Annotated in this window: 17 protein-coding genes; 9 read left to right on the top strand and 8 right to left on the bottom strand. The window is 58.2% G+C overall.

What is annotated here, in order from left to right; all coding sequences use genetic code 11:
• Positions 1 to 32: 32 nt before the first annotated feature.
• The 8 genes from rsmG to rpmH form a co-directional block, all read right to left on the bottom strand.
• Positions 33 to 740 (bottom strand): 16S rRNA (guanine(527)-N(7))-methyltransferase RsmG, encoded by a 708-nt coding sequence (gene rsmG / locus RUM_RS01440; protein WP_015557449.1) that lies wholly within the window; start codon positions 738 to 740, stop codon positions 33 to 35.
• Positions 724 to 2616, bottom strand: coding sequence for a tRNA uridine-5-carboxymethylaminomethyl(34) synthesis enzyme MnmG (mnmG, locus tag RUM_RS01435; RefSeq protein ID WP_041326478.1), 1893 nt, complete (start codon positions 2614 to 2616; stop codon positions 724 to 726). Before mnmG ends, rsmG begins: the two co-directional genes overlap by 17 nt.
• A 119-nt stretch (positions 2617 to 2735) precedes the next feature.
• Positions 2736 to 4100 (bottom strand): tRNA uridine-5-carboxymethylaminomethyl(34) synthesis GTPase MnmE, encoded by a 1365-nt coding sequence (gene mnmE / locus RUM_RS01430; protein ID WP_015557447.1) that lies wholly within the window; start codon positions 4098 to 4100, stop codon positions 2736 to 2738.
• A gap of 64 nt (positions 4101 to 4164) precedes the next feature.
• Positions 4165 to 5136: an RNA-binding cell elongation regulator Jag/EloR gene (jag, locus tag RUM_RS01425; RefSeq protein WP_015557446.1), complete on the bottom strand. Its 972-nt coding sequence runs from the start codon at positions 5134 to 5136 to the stop codon at positions 4165 to 4167.
• 108 nt (positions 5137 to 5244) lie between these two features.
• Positions 5245 to 6387, bottom strand: a complete 1143-nt coding sequence (locus RUM_RS01420; RefSeq protein WP_049775487.1) for a YidC/Oxa1 family membrane protein insertase — start codon at positions 6385 to 6387, stop codon at positions 5245 to 5247.
• 23 nt (positions 6388 to 6410) lie between these two features.
• Positions 6411 to 6677: a membrane protein insertion efficiency factor YidD gene (yidD, locus tag RUM_RS01415; RefSeq protein ID WP_015557445.1), complete on the bottom strand. Its 267-nt coding sequence runs from the start codon at positions 6675 to 6677 to the stop codon at positions 6411 to 6413.
• Positions 6674 to 7033 (bottom strand): ribonuclease P protein component, encoded by a 360-nt coding sequence (gene rnpA, locus RUM_RS01410; protein ID WP_041326204.1) that lies wholly within the window; start codon positions 7031 to 7033, stop codon positions 6674 to 6676. Before rnpA ends, yidD begins: the two co-directional genes overlap by 4 nt.
• A 108-nt stretch (positions 7034 to 7141) precedes the next feature.
• Entirely contained in the window at positions 7142 to 7276 is a 135-nt protein-coding gene (gene rpmH / locus RUM_RS01405; RefSeq protein ID WP_015557443.1) for a 50S ribosomal protein L34, read from the bottom strand.
• A 269-nt stretch (positions 7277 to 7545) separates the two neighbouring features.
• Between rpmH and RUM_RS01400 the strand changes: the two genes are divergently transcribed.
• The 9 genes from RUM_RS01400 (at position 7546) to RUM_RS01360 (ending at position 14521) form a co-directional block, all read left to right on the top strand.
• Positions 7546 to 8031, top strand: coding sequence for a terminase small subunit (locus RUM_RS01400; RefSeq protein ID WP_015557442.1), 486 nt, complete (start codon positions 7546 to 7548; stop codon positions 8029 to 8031).
• Positions 8021 to 9319, top strand: a complete 1299-nt coding sequence (locus tag RUM_RS01395; protein WP_015557441.1) for a PBSX family phage terminase large subunit — start codon at positions 8021 to 8023, stop codon at positions 9317 to 9319. The genes RUM_RS01400 and RUM_RS01395 overlap by 11 nt, the downstream gene beginning before the upstream one ends.
• Positions 9320 to 9378: 59 nt before the next feature.
• Positions 9379 to 10524: a hypothetical protein gene (locus RUM_RS01390; protein ID WP_041326203.1), complete on the top strand. Its 1146-nt coding sequence runs from the start codon at positions 9379 to 9381 to the stop codon at positions 10522 to 10524.
• A complete protein-coding gene (locus tag RUM_RS01385) occupies positions 10517 to 11491 on the top strand; it encodes a phage major capsid protein (protein ID WP_015557440.1) in 975 nt (324 codons plus the stop codon). The genes RUM_RS01390 and RUM_RS01385 overlap by 8 nt, the downstream gene beginning before the upstream one ends.
• A 74-nt stretch (positions 11492 to 11565) precedes the next feature.
• Positions 11566 to 12411: a hypothetical protein gene (locus tag RUM_RS01380; RefSeq protein WP_015557439.1), complete on the top strand. Its 846-nt coding sequence runs from the start codon at positions 11566 to 11568 to the stop codon at positions 12409 to 12411.
• A gap of 8 nt (positions 12412 to 12419) precedes the next feature.
• Positions 12420 to 12779 carry a hypothetical protein gene (locus RUM_RS01375; RefSeq protein WP_015557438.1) on the top strand — a complete coding sequence of 120 codons (360 nt, stop codon included), beginning with the start codon at positions 12420 to 12422 and terminating at the stop codon, positions 12777 to 12779.
• A 1-nt stretch (position 12780) separates the two neighbouring features.
• Positions 12781 to 13191, top strand: a complete 411-nt coding sequence (locus tag RUM_RS01370) for a hypothetical protein (protein ID WP_015557437.1) — start codon at positions 12781 to 12783, stop codon at positions 13189 to 13191.
• The gene (locus RUM_RS01365; protein ID WP_015557436.1) at positions 13188 to 13592 is read left to right on the top strand and encodes a hypothetical protein; all 405 of its coding nucleotides are present in this window, start codon (positions 13188 to 13190) and stop codon (positions 13590 to 13592) included. Before RUM_RS01370 ends, RUM_RS01365 begins: the two co-directional genes overlap by 4 nt.
• Positions 13589 to 14521 carry a hypothetical protein gene (locus RUM_RS01360; RefSeq protein ID WP_015557435.1) on the top strand — a complete coding sequence of 311 codons (933 nt, stop codon included), beginning with the start codon at positions 13589 to 13591 and terminating at the stop codon, positions 14519 to 14521. Before RUM_RS01365 ends, RUM_RS01360 begins: the two co-directional genes overlap by 4 nt.
• Positions 14522 to 14723: the final 202 nt, after the last annotated feature.

The raw sequence follows: 14723 nt of genomic DNA, 5'->3' as shown, positions 1-14723 counted from the left end.
GAAATAAGCGGATTTCCCAACATTTCCGGAGGTTAAATCAAGGGTTTTGCTTTGATCTGACCGCTGTTGCGAGGGTATTTGGTTGAAGTCTGCGATATTTTTCGGATGCAGATCAACCGCCTTGCATCCTCCTGTAGGGTGTAATCCACTGCCCTGGGACTTTCACCCCCAAGCAACTGCGCAGCACGAGCACCGTCCGAAGCATGCTCGGAGGGACCTTTCATGGCAATCATCATGCCGCCGGGCTTCACAAAGGGCAGGCAATATTCCGCCAAGGTAGGCAATGCCGCCACTGCCCGTGCAGTCGCCACATCAAACTTCTCCCGCAACTCCGGCTTTCTGGCTGCTTCCTCTGCGCGTCCGTGAATACACCGAACCTCCAGCCCCAGTTTTTCCGCCAAAAGCTGCAAGAAAACGATTCGTTTGTTCAAGCTGTCCAGCAGGGTAACATGCAGATCCTGCCGTAAAAGCAACACGGGCACGGACGGGAATCCGGCACCGGTGCCCACATCAATGAGGGCTGCGCCCAAGGGGATTTCTATGTACTTCGTCAACAGCATGCTATCCAGAAAATGCTTGATCAGCACATCCTCCGGAGCGGTCAGAGCGGTCAGGTTCACCTTTTCGTTATACTCCACCAGAAACGAGGCGTAGCAGTCCAGTTTTTCGTAGCATTCGGGGGTAAGCTCCAGCTCGTACCCCTCAAAAAGCGTCTTTGCATGCTCATACTTCGGCAGCATTTTGTTTCCCCCTTTGCGACAACCAGACCAGCAGCACGGAAATGTCCGCCGGGGATACCCCGGAAATCCGGCTTGCCTGGCCGATGTTGATAGGTCGCTGACGATTCAGCTTTTCCGCCGCCTCCAACCGCAGTCCCCGAACCTGGCTATAATCTGCATCATTTGGCAGTAGCTTTTCCTCCAAGCCACGCATTTGCGCCACTTGCGCCAGCTGCTTTTCGATATACCCGGCATATTTGATCTCCAGTTCCACCTGCTGCCCCACATCCTCCGGAAGTACGGGTCGATCCGGGTCAAAGGGTGCCAGCATGCTGTAACCCAGTTGGGGGCGACGAATCAGATCCGCCAGCTTGCAGCCGGTTGTAAGAGGCGTTGTACCATGGTTCGTGAGAAAATCCGCAAAAGCATCCGAAGGAGCAATGTTGCAGTGCTGCACCCGCTTGATCTCCCGGGAAATGGCGGTTTCCTTGGCACGCAGGGCAGCATATCGCTCCTCCGACAGCAGCCCGATGCTATGGCCGATCCGGGACAGGCGCTGATCCGCATTGTCCTGGCGCAAAATCAGGCGATATTCACTGCGGGAGGTCATCATCCGGTATGGCTCGTTGCAGCCCTTTGTAACCAGATCATCGATGAGAGTGCCGATGTAGGCGGTGCCCCGATCTAGGATCACAGGCTCCTTACCCTGCACCAGCCGGGCGGCGTTGATACCTGCCATCAGCCCTTGCGCAGCCGCCTCTTCGTACCCGGAGCTGCCATTGAACTGACCGGCGCCAAACAAACCATGCAGACCACGAAACTCCAGAGAAGGAGAAAGGGCGGTGGGATCACAGCAATCATACTCAATGGCATAGGCAGGCCGCATGATCTCCACATGCTCCAGTCCAACAATGGTGCGCAAAAACGCCAGCTGCACCTCCTCCGGCAGGGAGGAGGACATGCCCTGCAGGTAGTATTCATCCGTGTTCAGCCCCATTGGCTCGACGAACAGCTGGTGTCGTTCCTTGTCCGGAAAGCGGACGATTTTGTCCTCGATGGAGGGGCAGTACCGGGGGCCAACGCCCTCGATTCTGCCGGAATACATGGGGGAGCGGTGCAGGTTCGCCCGGATCACTGCGTGGGTCTGAGCATTGGTGTAGGCGATGTAGCAGCTGACCCGGTTCTGCATGCGGGAAGCATCGCTGGCAAAAGAAAACGGGACAATGTCCGGATCTCCGTCCTGCCGCTCCAGCTTGTCAAAGTCGATGCTCCGGCGATGCACACGGCAGGGCGTACCAGTTTTGAACCGGCGCAGAGGAACATGCAAGGCCCGGAGACTCTCCGAAAGCTGGATGCTGGGCAATGCCGCATCCGGCCCGCTCTGGTAGGACGCTTCTCCCACATGGATCAGTCCCCGCAGATAGGTTCCTGTGGAAATCACAACAGCACGGGTAGCATACACAGTGCCAAGACGAGTCCGAATGCCACATACGGCACCGTTTTCAGTTAGAATCTCCACGACTTCGCCCTGCTTGATATCCAGATTTGGCTCCTGCTCACAGACCTGCTTCATGTAACAGTGGTAGGCGACCCGATCCGCCTGCACACGCAAACTGTGAACAGCCGGGCCTTTGCCCCGGTTCAGCATCCGGCTCTGAATAAAGGTTGCATCCGCCGCCTTGCCCATTTCGCCCCCAAGGGCGTCGATCTCCCGGACAAGATGCCCCTTGGCGGTGCCGCCAATGGACGGATTGCAAGGCATATTTGCAATCTGATCCAGGGAGATGGTGAACATTGCGGTGCGGCATCCAAGCCGGGCAGATGCCAGAGCGGCTTCCACCCCCGCATGCCCCGCACCGATCACGATCACCTCATAGCATCCCAGTGGTTCCTCCATGTTTTCAACTCCAAACTGTGAAATGTTCCACGTGGAACATTTTTTGATCTTGTTCTCCATTGTTCCACGTGGAACAATTTCTTCTGCGCATGTTTTACACTGTTCCACGTGGAACATTTTCATTTCCCGACACAAAACCTTGCAAAAACCTGTTCTACAACCGCCTCTGTGGCTCGCTCTCCCGTCAGCTCCAGCAGCGTATTCGCCGCATCATCCAGCAGCACGGTAACGCAGTCCAGAGGTTCTCCGGAACGAACGGCGGCAATGGCAGCAGAGATGTGCTCCATGGCACGCTCCACACACAGCTTCTGCCGCTCGTTGGATAGTACCCCAGCCTGGGGGTCGGGAGCATCCGACAGGAACAGAGCATGCAGGGCGGACGAGAGCTGTTCCATGCCCTCCCCTGTTTTTGCGGAAATGGGGATCACATAGGCAAAGTGGGCGGACAGTTCATCCGGGGTCAGAGAGGATCCTGCATCGCTTTTATTGCAAATGGCGACCGCCCGGCGCTTTCCGATCCGGGAAATCAGTTCCCGATCCTGGGGCAGCAGGGGAGCAGTGCTGTCGAACACCGCCAGAATCAACTCCGCCTCCTCCAGCCGCCGATAAGCGATCTCCACCCCAAGCTGCTCGATCCGGTCGGGAGTATCCCGCAATCCTGCCGTATCCGACAGCCGCAGGGTCAGATCTCCCAGCCGCACGCTTTCCTCCACTACATCCCGGGTGGTACCGGCAATATCCGTGACAATGCTCCGCTCAAAGCCGCTGAGCCGATTCATCAGCGTGGATTTACCCACGTTTGGGCGCCCCACGATCACCGTATTGATGCCTTCCCGGAGGATCCTGCCATAGTCGTAGGTGGATGCAATGGCAGACAGGTCTGCATGCAGAGCGGTAAGGGATGCGTCCAGAGCATCCGGTTCCACGCTGGGAATGTCCTCCTCCGGATAGTCCACCCATGCCGCCAGATCACTGAGCAGCACCACCAACTGATCCGTACAGCTGTGGATCCGGCGGAACACCGCCCCCTCCCGGAGGGAACGGGCGCACCGGAGCTGTGCATCCCCCTGGGCGGAGATCAGATCCATGACGGATTCCGCCTGGGTCAGGGACAGCTTGCCAGCCAGAAAAGCACGTTTGGTGAATTCTCCAGGCTGGGCAGGCTCCGCCCCGGCGGCAAAGCAAAGCCGCAGCACCTGCCGGGACAGGAACAGTCCCCCGTGGCAGGACAGCTCCGCCGTATCCTCCCCGGTGTAGCTGTGGGGCGCACGAAACACCGTCAGAACCACGTCATCCACCGGGTTTCCATCCTGATCCAGGACAGTGCCGTATGCACAGGTATAGCCCGCCATGCCGGACACAGGCTTGCCGTTGGCAGGGGTGAACACACGCGCCGCAACGGTAAGCGCATCCGGGCCGGAAACCCGGATCACGGCGATACCCCCCACGGCGTTGGGGGTGGAGATGGCTGCAATGGTTGACATAGGCTGCTCCTTTACACAAAAATGGACGGCAAGTGCCGCCCGTTTTCGGCGAACCGAAGTCCGCTTAAAATTCGATTTTTCCGTACAAGCCGGCGTTCAGTTCATCCTCCGGCTTGGGGCGCTTGTAGTCCTTCTCGAAGCTGGTGGCAAGATCCAGCTTTCTCGGCCCTTCCGGATTTCTCCGGCGGCGGTCACGGTCGTTTCTGCCCCGGCGCTCGCCGCCCTTCCGGGGGTTGGTGCTGGAGATGATGACCTTCCGGTAAGGCTCCTCACCGGTGGAATGGGAGGTGACGCCCTCAATTTCCGACACTGCGGAGTGAATGATCCGGCGCTCATAGGGGTTCATAGGCTCCAGGGTGGTGGATCGTCCGGTGCGCAGCACGCTCTTGGAGATTTTCTTGGCAAGCTCGATCAGCGTCTTGCGGCGCTTTTCCCGATAGCCGCAGCTGTCGATGGTGATCCGGAAATACTCCTTGTCCCCCTTGTTGGAAACCATGGAAGCCAGGTACTGAAGGGCATCCAGGGTCTCCCCCCGGCGGCCGATGATGGTACCGCTGCCATCCCCGTCAAAGGTCAGGGTCACGCCGCTTTCGGTGACTGTCATAGTGGATGCATCCGACAGACCCATGCTCCGGAGGATGGATGCAACGTAGCTTCTTGCATGCTCTGCCTTTGCGGCTTGCTCCTCTGTCAATTCCGCAGGGGCAGCTTCCTCCGCAGGGACTGCCTCCGGGGTTTCCGGAACAGTTTCCGCAACGGGTACTGCGTCAGGCTGCACGGCCGGTTCTTCTGCCGGTGCCGCAGGCTGCTGGGGTACGGGGGCAGCAGGGGCTGCTGGCGCTTCCCGGACGGGAGTCTGCTGCATCATGGGCTCGTACTCTGCCTTGACTCTTGCCTCGCCCTTGAGCTTACCGAACAGACCCCGGCGTGGCTGCTCTAAGATCTCAAACCGGATCTGGGAAGCCGGTGCGCCGAATGCGCTGACTGCCTGTTCCTGGGCTTCCTCCACGGTTTTTGCTGTAAAAATCTCAATCATACCGATGATAGATGGCGTATCCGCTGGGCGGCGCCATCTCCCCCCTTTCAGAATAATATGTCCGGTATGTATGACAACACCGCACAAAAGCTGTGCGGTATTGACGGTTTACTCGGTTTGATCATTGGAATACTTTTCTTCCATCCGCTTTCTGGCTTCGTTGATCCGCTGCCGGTTGTATTCCTGTAGCTCGGCACGGCTCATGCCTTCAGCTTCCTCCTCGTCGGAGTAATCCACACGGTTGGCGGCACTCCGCTGCATCACAGCACGGCGGTTATCCCCGTTCTGCTCCGCCATCATAGCCTGCTGCTGTTCCATCATTTTCTGGTACAGCCCGGGCTTTTTCCGGCTTGCCTTTTCCTTTGCCTTTGCGGCGATCCGGGCGGAACGCTCCGGTGTAAAGTAATGGTTCAGCGCCACAGTCTGGATCAGACTGAACAGGGAGGAGAATACCCAGTAGAAGCCCACGCCGGCAGGCATGGAGAACGCCAGCACTACGGAGAAAATGGGCATAATGTAGAGCATTGCGTTCATGCCCCCCATGCTGGGAGCATCCGGGTTCATTTTCTTCTGGCGAACCTGTGTGTAAATGGTCATGCCCAACTGCAGCAGACCGGAGATAAAGGGAATGCTGGCAAGGGCAAGATTCGCTGCCGTCCAGCCCCCATCCGGACTGAGGGAGGGCTGTGCGCCCAGGTCGATCAGCCGCAGCACCGTGTTGTTGAAGCCGTGGATGGTATCAGTAAAGCCGGGCAGGCTGCTGAAAATATCCGGGTTGGACTTGGCATATTTCAAAATCACAAGCTCCGGACGGGAGGACAACGCCTTTTCCGTAATGCTGTTCTGGGTGAGCCAGTCCGTCAGCAGGGTCTGCGCCTGGGACACATCCCCGCCAAGGCCGAGAATGTGGGTCAACGGACAGCATACCACACGCCACACGCCCATGATGATGAGCATGGTCAACAGAGTGGGCAGGCAGCTTGCCATGGGGTTGATGCCTTCCTCCTGGTAGATGCGATACTGCTCCTCCTGCACCTTCTGGGGATTGTTGGGGTACTTTTTCTTCAGCTTGGCAAGCCTGGGGTTGATGACCTGCATTCTTGCCATGTTCTTTTGCTGATTGTAGCTGACCGGGAAGGTCAGCAGTTTAATAATCAGGGTAAAGATAATAATGGATAAGCCGTAATCCTTGACCACCTCGTAGACCACTTTCATGATCCAACCCAGTGGGATCGCTATCAAATCGAACAAATTGACCTCCTGTGGCACTCGCCTTACTCATCGTCTTGCGGAAAATCCGCCGGCGTATGCCTCCCCAGAATATCAAACTTCTGCGGCACAGGATCGAATCCGCCCTTGCTCCAGGGATTGCACCGCAGCAGCCGCCAGATGGCGAGCCAGGAGCCACGGAGAAATCCGAACCGCTCCAGCACGCCCAGGGCATAGGCGGAACAGGAGGGGTAGTATTTGCAGCAACGGGGCAGCAGGGGAGAAATCACCTTCCGGTAGAACCGGATCAGCAGCATCGCCGTCTGTTTCATTGCTTCTGGGGATCCCGTGCGGCAGCCGCCTGTAACTGGCGCAGACCCTTCCCTGCAAGCAGGGCGGTCAGCTCCGGCGACTTAATCTGCAAAATAGAGGACCGGGCAACGATCACGAGATCCACGCCGCAGGGCAGCAGCGCCTCCGTTTCCCGATACGCCTGGCGGATCAGCCGCTTGGCACGATTCCGGCAGACGGCATTGCCCAGCTTCTTGCCAGCCGTTACACCCAGCCGGTTAAAGCCGAAGCGGTTGCGGCGCACATACAGCACCACATGCCGCAGGGGGATACAGACCCCCCGTTTGTACAGGGCAAGAAAGTCCTTATTCTGGTTTAACATTACCGTGTGAAGCATACAGTTCCTTTTCTCAGAATTCCGCGTTCTTCTGGGAATTTCATCAAATGCAGGCAGCGAAACGCCGCCTAAATAAAAAGACCACAAGCATTGTTGTGGTCTGACTCGTTAGTAGGTCAATTTTGCTCTGCCCTTTGCTCTCCTACGAGCTAAAACCTTTCTACCGGCTCTGGTTGCCATTCTCTTCATGAAGCCATGCTCCTTTTTTCTGTGGAGCTTCTTCGGCTGGTATGTTCTTTTCATTGCTGTACCTCCTTTAGCGATTTATCATGCGGCATGCCGCAAAGTGAACAGTTAAAAATTACCCTGTAAGCACAGAGAATTCTTGCACTAAACAATTATATCGTATCAGGGCGATTCTGTCAAGCATTTTTCTCAACTTTTTATGAAAAAGAACGATTCTGACGAATTTTCACAAAAAAAATCCCCGGACTTGTACATGCACATACAAGAAACCGGCAAGAAGGGGGTGTCAGTGAGCGGTGTATACCGCAGAAAAGGAGGCGATTTTTATGACGGAACAGACAAAACGGATGCGCAGACAGTTTTGCAGTCTGTATGCAATGCTGGGGAATGTTTCCGAGGCAGCCCTCCGGGCAGGCTTTGACCCGGATACCGCATTTCAAAGTGGACTGGAAATTCTAGGAATGCCAGCCTATCAGCGACTGGTGCATCGGCTGACCAGAATGCCCCGGATCGACCCGAAGCAGCAGGTGCATGTGGGACTGGAGCGGCTTGCTTTCGGCACCGCAAACGACGCACTGACTCTGCTTCTCAGCGAGGAGTCCTTGTCCGGGGAGCAGCTTTCCCGGCTGGATCTGTTCAATGTGTCGGAGATCAAAAAGGTGAAGGGCGGGGGACTGGAAATCAAGTTTTTTGACCGGCAGAAGGCGCTGGAGCGGATGTACGAGTATGCATCCTCCGCAGACAGCGGTGCCACTGCCCGTTCCCTGCTGGCGGCACTGGCAGGCGGAGGGGATGGGGAAGATGGAGTTTAAGCCCTTTTCCAAGAAGCAGTCCCTTGCTGCCGGCTGGTGGAGCCGCCGGGAAACCAGCGGTTATGACGCCATTATCTGTGACGGCGCCGTCCGAAGCGGCAAAACCACCGCCATGTCCCTGGGGTTTGTGAGCTGGGCTATGACCACCTTTACCCGGCAGAGCTTTGCCATCTGCGGCAGAACCGTCACCGCCCTGCGGCGGAATGTGGTGGTACCCCTGGTGGAAATGCTGGGAAATCTGGGGTTTACCTGCATTGAGAAGCTCAGCAAAAACTACATCGACATTAGCATGCAGGGGCGCTGCAACCGGTTCTACCTGTTCGGGGGAAAGGACGAATCCTCCGCCGCTTTGATCCAGGGGATCACCCTCGGAGGGATCTTTCTGGACGAGGTGGCATTGATGCCCCGATCCTTCGTAGAACAGGCCATTGCCCGGTGCTCCATCAGCGGATCCCGGCTCTGGTTCAACTGCAACCCGGATCACCCCTACCACTGGTTCTATCGGGAGTGGATCTGCAAAGCGGCGGAGAAAAACGCCCTGTATCTGCACTTCACCATGGAGGACAACCTGTCCCTGACGCCACGGATCCGGGCACGGTACCGGCGGCTTTACGCCGGGGTGTTTTACGACCGGTTCATTCTGGGAAAATGGACTGCCTCCAGCGGTCTGGTGTACCCCATGTTCCGGAAGGATACCCACCTGTTTACGGAGCCCCCTGCATGCAGCCGGTTCGTGGTATCCTGCGATTACGGCACGGTGAATCCCACCTCTATGGGGCTTTGGGGAGAATCCGGCGGCGTCTGGTACCGGCTTGGGGAATACTACTACGCATCCCGGCAAACAGGCATTTCCCGGACGGACGAGGAGCATTACACCGCCCTGGAGCAGCTATGCAGCGGCAGAACCATTGACTGTGTTGTAATCGATCCCTCCGCAGCCAGCTTTATGGAGTGCATCCGCCGCCACGGCAGATTCCGGGTGATTCCGGCGAAAAATGACGTGCTCAGCGGCATCCGCCGGGTCAGCGACGCTCTGAAATCCGGCAGGATCCGGATTCACGCAAGCTGCAAGGACTGCATCCGGGAATTCTCCCTGTATCAGTGGAACGAAAAGGCAGGCGGAGACGTACCCCTGAAGGAGCATGACCACGCCATGGACGATCTGCGTTATTTTGTCAGCACCATCCTTGCAAAAGAAGAAAAATCGCCGTTTTTCGTGGCATCTCTCACACGGGACAGGGGAATGTTCCACGTGGAACATTCCGGCGAAGTCTGTGAAACAACATAATTGTTCCACGTGGAACAATCGGGAAACATCGCTCATTTTGTCAGAACAGGAGGTTTACTGTGAAATCATCTGCCTCATCCGCCCCCGTGCTGATGCAGACTGTACGCCGGGAGTCATCCCTGCGGCACAGGTTTGTCATTGATCCTGCGGAAAAAGCTCTGTACGAGGGGCTGCGGCATCAGATTCCCATCCTGGACGCTGCCATCACCAAGATCGTGCGTCTCACGGGGGGATACCGCATCACAAGTAAGAACAAAAGCGTCCAGAAGCAGCTGGATCACTTTACGGAGAATGTGCCGGTTGGATTGACCGGCATGTCCCTACCGGCGTTCACGGACTGCTTTCTGGATCATCTGCTCACCTACGGCAGCGCTGTGGGAGAGCTGCTCATCGACCGGGAGACCATGCAGGTTGCCGGACTTGCAAACGGAAGTCTCGCCGGACTGGAGGTGCGGCAGGGACGATCGCCACTAGAGCCGGTATACATCCGGCACCAGGGGGAGGAGCAGCTACGGCTGCCCTTTCCGGAGCTGATCGTTTACTCCGCCCTGAATCCGCCGCCGGGATCCCCCTACGGACGATCCCTTCTGGCAGGTCTGCCTGCCCTCAGCGGCATTTTACTCCGCATTTACGAGTGCATCGGTCAGAACTACGACCGTGCCGGCAGCATTCGCTATGCGGTTACCTATAAGCCTGGCGCAGACGGCACGGAGCAAGCCTTTGCCGCAGAGCATGCAAAACAGATCGCCCGGGAATGGAGCGATGGCATGGCGGCGGCAAGATGCGGCGAGATCCGGGATTTCGTTGCGGTGGGCGATGTGGACATCAAGGTCATCGGCGCAGAAAATCAGCTGTTCGACACCAATGTACCGGTGCGGCAGCTGCTGGAGCAGCTGGTGTCCAAGCTGTCCATCCCCCCGTTCCTGCTGGGCTTGTCCTGGTCCAGCACGGAGCGCATGTCCTCCCAGCAGGCGGATATCCTCACCTCAGAGCTGGAATATTTCCGCCGGCTTCTGACCCCGGTGATCCGGCGGATCGCCCGGCTGTATCTGGAGATCCAGTATGGTCTGGACGAGTCGGTGGACGTGGAGTGGGACAACATCAATTTACAGGACGAGGTAGAGCTTGCGGAGGCACGGCTCAAGAACGCACAGGCAAAGGAACTGGAACTGAAGCTTTTAAAGGAGGAAGCAAATCATGTATGACACCATCAAGCTGGAAAAGAGCATGTACAATCTGACGGGGAAGTCCTTCTCCCAGGCGCTGGAGGAGATGGATCCCACCGCATCCTATGCGGATTCCCCCCTGGGAAAGCTGGACGCCTTTGAGCGTCAGCTGAAGCGCTTTGACATTCATCTGAACGGCCCGGACTGCGACCGGGTGGAGAAATTCTTCACCACCACGGAAAGCGCCGTGCTGTTCCCGGAGTTTATCCGCCGGGCGATCCTGGCAGGCATGCGGGATTCCATTCTCACGGAGCTTGTGGCGGTGGAAACCAAGACCACTGCCCCCAGCTACACGCCCTTTAGCATCAGCGACGGCAACAGCGGCTTCTCCACCACCACCGATGAAGGAGCAAAGCTGCCTGCTACCGCCATTACCCTGGCGAGCACCGCCGTATCCATGACCAAGTTCGGCAGACTCATCACCGCCTCCTACGAGGTGATCCGGCAGCAGAAGCTGGACGTGTTTGCAGTGACCCTCCGCTCCATCGGCATGCGGCTGGCAAACGCCGTCACCAAGCAGGCGCTGGATACGCTGTACAACGGCACCACCCCCGCCGGTCTTGCCAGCACCTCCACCGGCTTTGGCTACGGGGATCTGGCAGCACTGTACGGCAAATTCACCGACTATGATCTGACCACCGTCATCACCACCCCGGAGCTGCTGTCCAAGATCCTTGCCATGAGCCAGATGGAGAACCAGCGCCAGGGCAAGCAGGGAGAGCTGCTGCTGCCCTTTGGCGCAAAGCTGGTGAAATCCTCCCAACTGTCCGGCAACAAGATCATCGGCATCGACAAGCGCTTCGCCCTGGAGCAGATCTCCTGCGGGGACATCATTCTGGAAACCGACAAGCTCATCGACTGTCAGTTGGATCGCATCGCCGTATCCGTCAGCGTGGGCTTCCGCACCCTGATGGGAGACGCAGTCAAGTCCATCAGCTGGACATAAGAAAACACCGCACAAAACAGCACGCTCCGGTCAGTTCTGATCGGAGCGCACTGCTATACGAAAGGAGTATGGATATGGAACAGAGCAAGCTGCTGGAACAGCTAAACCGGTTTACACGCCGGAAGCATACCGCACAGGAGGTGTACATGTTTGACGTGATCCTGTGCGACAACGAGGTGGACCGGGACGGAGAATGCTTCACCAAGCAGGCGTTGGAGACCCTGTGCCGCCGGTTTGAGGGGGTTACGGGCATTTTCGACCACGACCCCAAGGGCAGCCGCCAGACCGCCCGGATCTTTGCCACGGAGCTTGTGGAGGATCCGGCACGGCGGACAGCATACGGGGCGGCGTATACTTATCTGAAGGCATGCGCCTATATGATCCGGACGGATTCCAACCAGGATCTGATCCGGGAGATCGACGGGGGCATCAAAAAGGAGGTCAGCGTGTCCTGTGCCGCCAAAACCAGCCGCTGCTCCGTCTGCGGCAGCACCGGGGCATGTGCCCATGAAAAGGGTAAGGTGTACGGGGGCAGGCTGTGCTACCGGGAACTGGAGGACATCAGCGACGTGTACGAGTGGAGCTTTGTGGCGGTGCCTGCCCAGGTGCATGCAGGAGTCACCAAGCAGTACGGTGCATCCGGGGGCGAGGATCCGGTGCGGAAGGCGCTGCAAGCCCAGTTGAACGCCCAGCAGCAGGCGGTTGCCCTTGCCCGGCAGGATGCCCGGAAGCAGATTCGGCAGCTTCTGGCGGCGACCCATTCCAAAAGCGCAGCGGAAGCGGTGATGCAGAGCCTGGAGGGCATGGAGCTTGCCCGGCTGTACCAGTATAAGGATGCGCTGCGCCGGGATTTCTCCCGACAGTGCGCCGCCCAGCTACAGCCCGGGGAGCATGCACCCCTGGACAGCTTTAGAATGTGAGGTGCGGCATGAACCAGGAAAAAGCAAGAAGCATTCTCCGGATGTTCAGCGGCGTGGCGGACGTAAAGAGCCTGGATCCCCTTCTGGATGAGGCAACCGCCCAGGTGGAGCGGATGCTCCTGCCGGATGCAGACCGGGAGCGGCCCCAGTTGGATTATCTCTGCGCCGCACTGGCGAACCTGCGGCACAGTCAGATGCTTGCCGCCCAGAGCCAACTGACCTATACCTACGCAGGCACGGTGGCGAAGGAATCCGACCGGGGGCAGAAGGTGCCCTTTGCCCAGGCACTGGCGGAGGAGTATCTGAAGGCTTGTGCGGATCTGCTGACCTGTCCCGCATCCCCCCTGATGCAGACGGGAGGGCAGTAGTATGGGTACCATTCAGAGTATTCTGACCCAGCTTTGCGACAGCATTGCCGCCACGGGAGCAGCCATCCGGCTGGCATACGACAAGATCCCCATTTCGGATCCCCCCTGCCGGTATATGACCGGGGCGGTGACGGCGGTGCAGCTAGCGTCCCCTTCGGACTATGCAGGGGGCAGTCTGTATCCGCTGAAATTACAGCTGGAATTTCACCTGCTGGCACCGGCGGCGGACACCCCCGGCATGCTGTATGACCGACTGGAGCAGCAGCTGATGACCCCGATACTGGACAGCGGCTACACGGTGATGCAGCTCCGGGCGGAGGCGCCGCAGATCCAGCCCAAGCTGAACAAAATGGAGCTGACCGCCCAGGTGACCCTGCTGTGCCGGTATCAGCGGAAGGAGGGGACTGCATGACCCAGGTAACGGATACCGCCCCCAAGCTGTACACCCTGCTGCTGCCCACGTTCACCATAACCGTGACGGATTTCACCCTGTCCGGCGGCAGACAGCTCCGGGAGGAGCCCACAGTGGCGGACGACAGCCGGATGATCTCTCCGGGGGTGCGGCGGCATACGCTGACCCTCATGGGGTTTGTGCCGGATTCGGACGCAGCGACCCTTGCCCCCAAGCTGGAGCAGCTTTGCAGCAGCAACACCGCCCTGACCTTTTCCTTTGCGGGGATGCACTTTGAGAGCCTGCACACGGAGCAGTATGCGGTGCGGCAATGCAAGACCCTGTCGGCGGCACAGGTGCAGCTGACTCTTGCCGGGGTGGGGGAGATCAGCCAGGTGACCGGGGAGGAGGATGCCACATGACCCCCACGCTGACCCTGACGGACGTATCCGGCAGCACCCTTACCGAGGCGGTGTGTCTGAGCTTCCGGCTGGAAAAGGAGCGATACACCCCCTTCACCACGCTGACCGCCCGGTTCCTCACCAGCCGCAGCGATTTCGGGAATCCGGCGTCGGTGGCATTCCGGCTGGACAATCAGCTGCTGCACCAAGGGGTGCTGGACGGCTTGACCATGACGAAACAGAAGGGCATGCAGACCGTGCAGGTATCCTCCAGGGGCTTCACCAGTCTGCTGATGCAGAACCAGATGGCGGCAGGCATGCTCACCGGCGTGACCCTCCAATCCCTGATGGAGAAATACACCGTGCCGGGAGTGACCTATGAATCCGGCATTACCCAGACCAATTATGTGTGGGTGAAGGAGGGCACCAGCCAGTGGGATGCCATCGTGAACTATGGTTACAAGTACAACCAGGGGTACCCCTACATCAGCGGCGCCAACCAGGTGCGGCTCACCCGGAGCGATGGGGCAAGCATCACCATCGGAGGGGATACTCTGCTGTCCACAGGCTGCGGACTGGATTACACCCGGATGGTGAGCCATATTCACATGGCGGACGCAGACGGCAATGCAGATGCGTTTTCCCTGGAGAATGCAGACGCCACCGCCCGGAACATTGCCCGACACCGGCAAATCTCCCTGGATTTGCAGTATGCGGCGAACCCGGCGGACTGTCTGGCGCAGAAGCTCCGGTACAGCATGCGTGCCTGTCAAGGCGTTCGGGCGGTGTATCCCGGCTATCACGGGGAGGATCTGGAGCGGCACATTACCCTGGGCAGCTTTGCCGCCGGGTATATTTCCAGAATGATCGTCACCGGGGCAGGGGGGCGGATCACCACGGAGGTGCATCTGTACCGGGACAAGTTCTGCAATCTGCCGGAAGCCACATAATGAATCCCGCCGGGGCATGTCTCCGGCGGGGTTTCTTTTTGTGATCGTTTGCTTGTTTGCGGTTTGCTTTTTGTGACCGTTTTCTTTGCAGATTGTCTAATTTTTTCTGCGTGCTGCGCTTACGCAGGAGAGGTTTACTTTTCAGCGACCATCTTTTCTGGGACTGTCGTTTATACTCCGCGTGCTCCGCTTACGCAGTAGA

The sequence above is a fragment of the Ruminococcus champanellensis 18P13 = JCM 17042 genome (genome assembly GCF_000210095.1).
GTDB classification, from domain to species: Bacteria; Bacillota; Clostridia; order Oscillospirales; family Ruminococcaceae; genus Ruminococcus_F; species Ruminococcus_F champanellensis.
The sequence above is the reverse complement of the archived record's forward strand: the minus strand, read 5'-3'. Positions and strand labels throughout refer to the sequence as shown.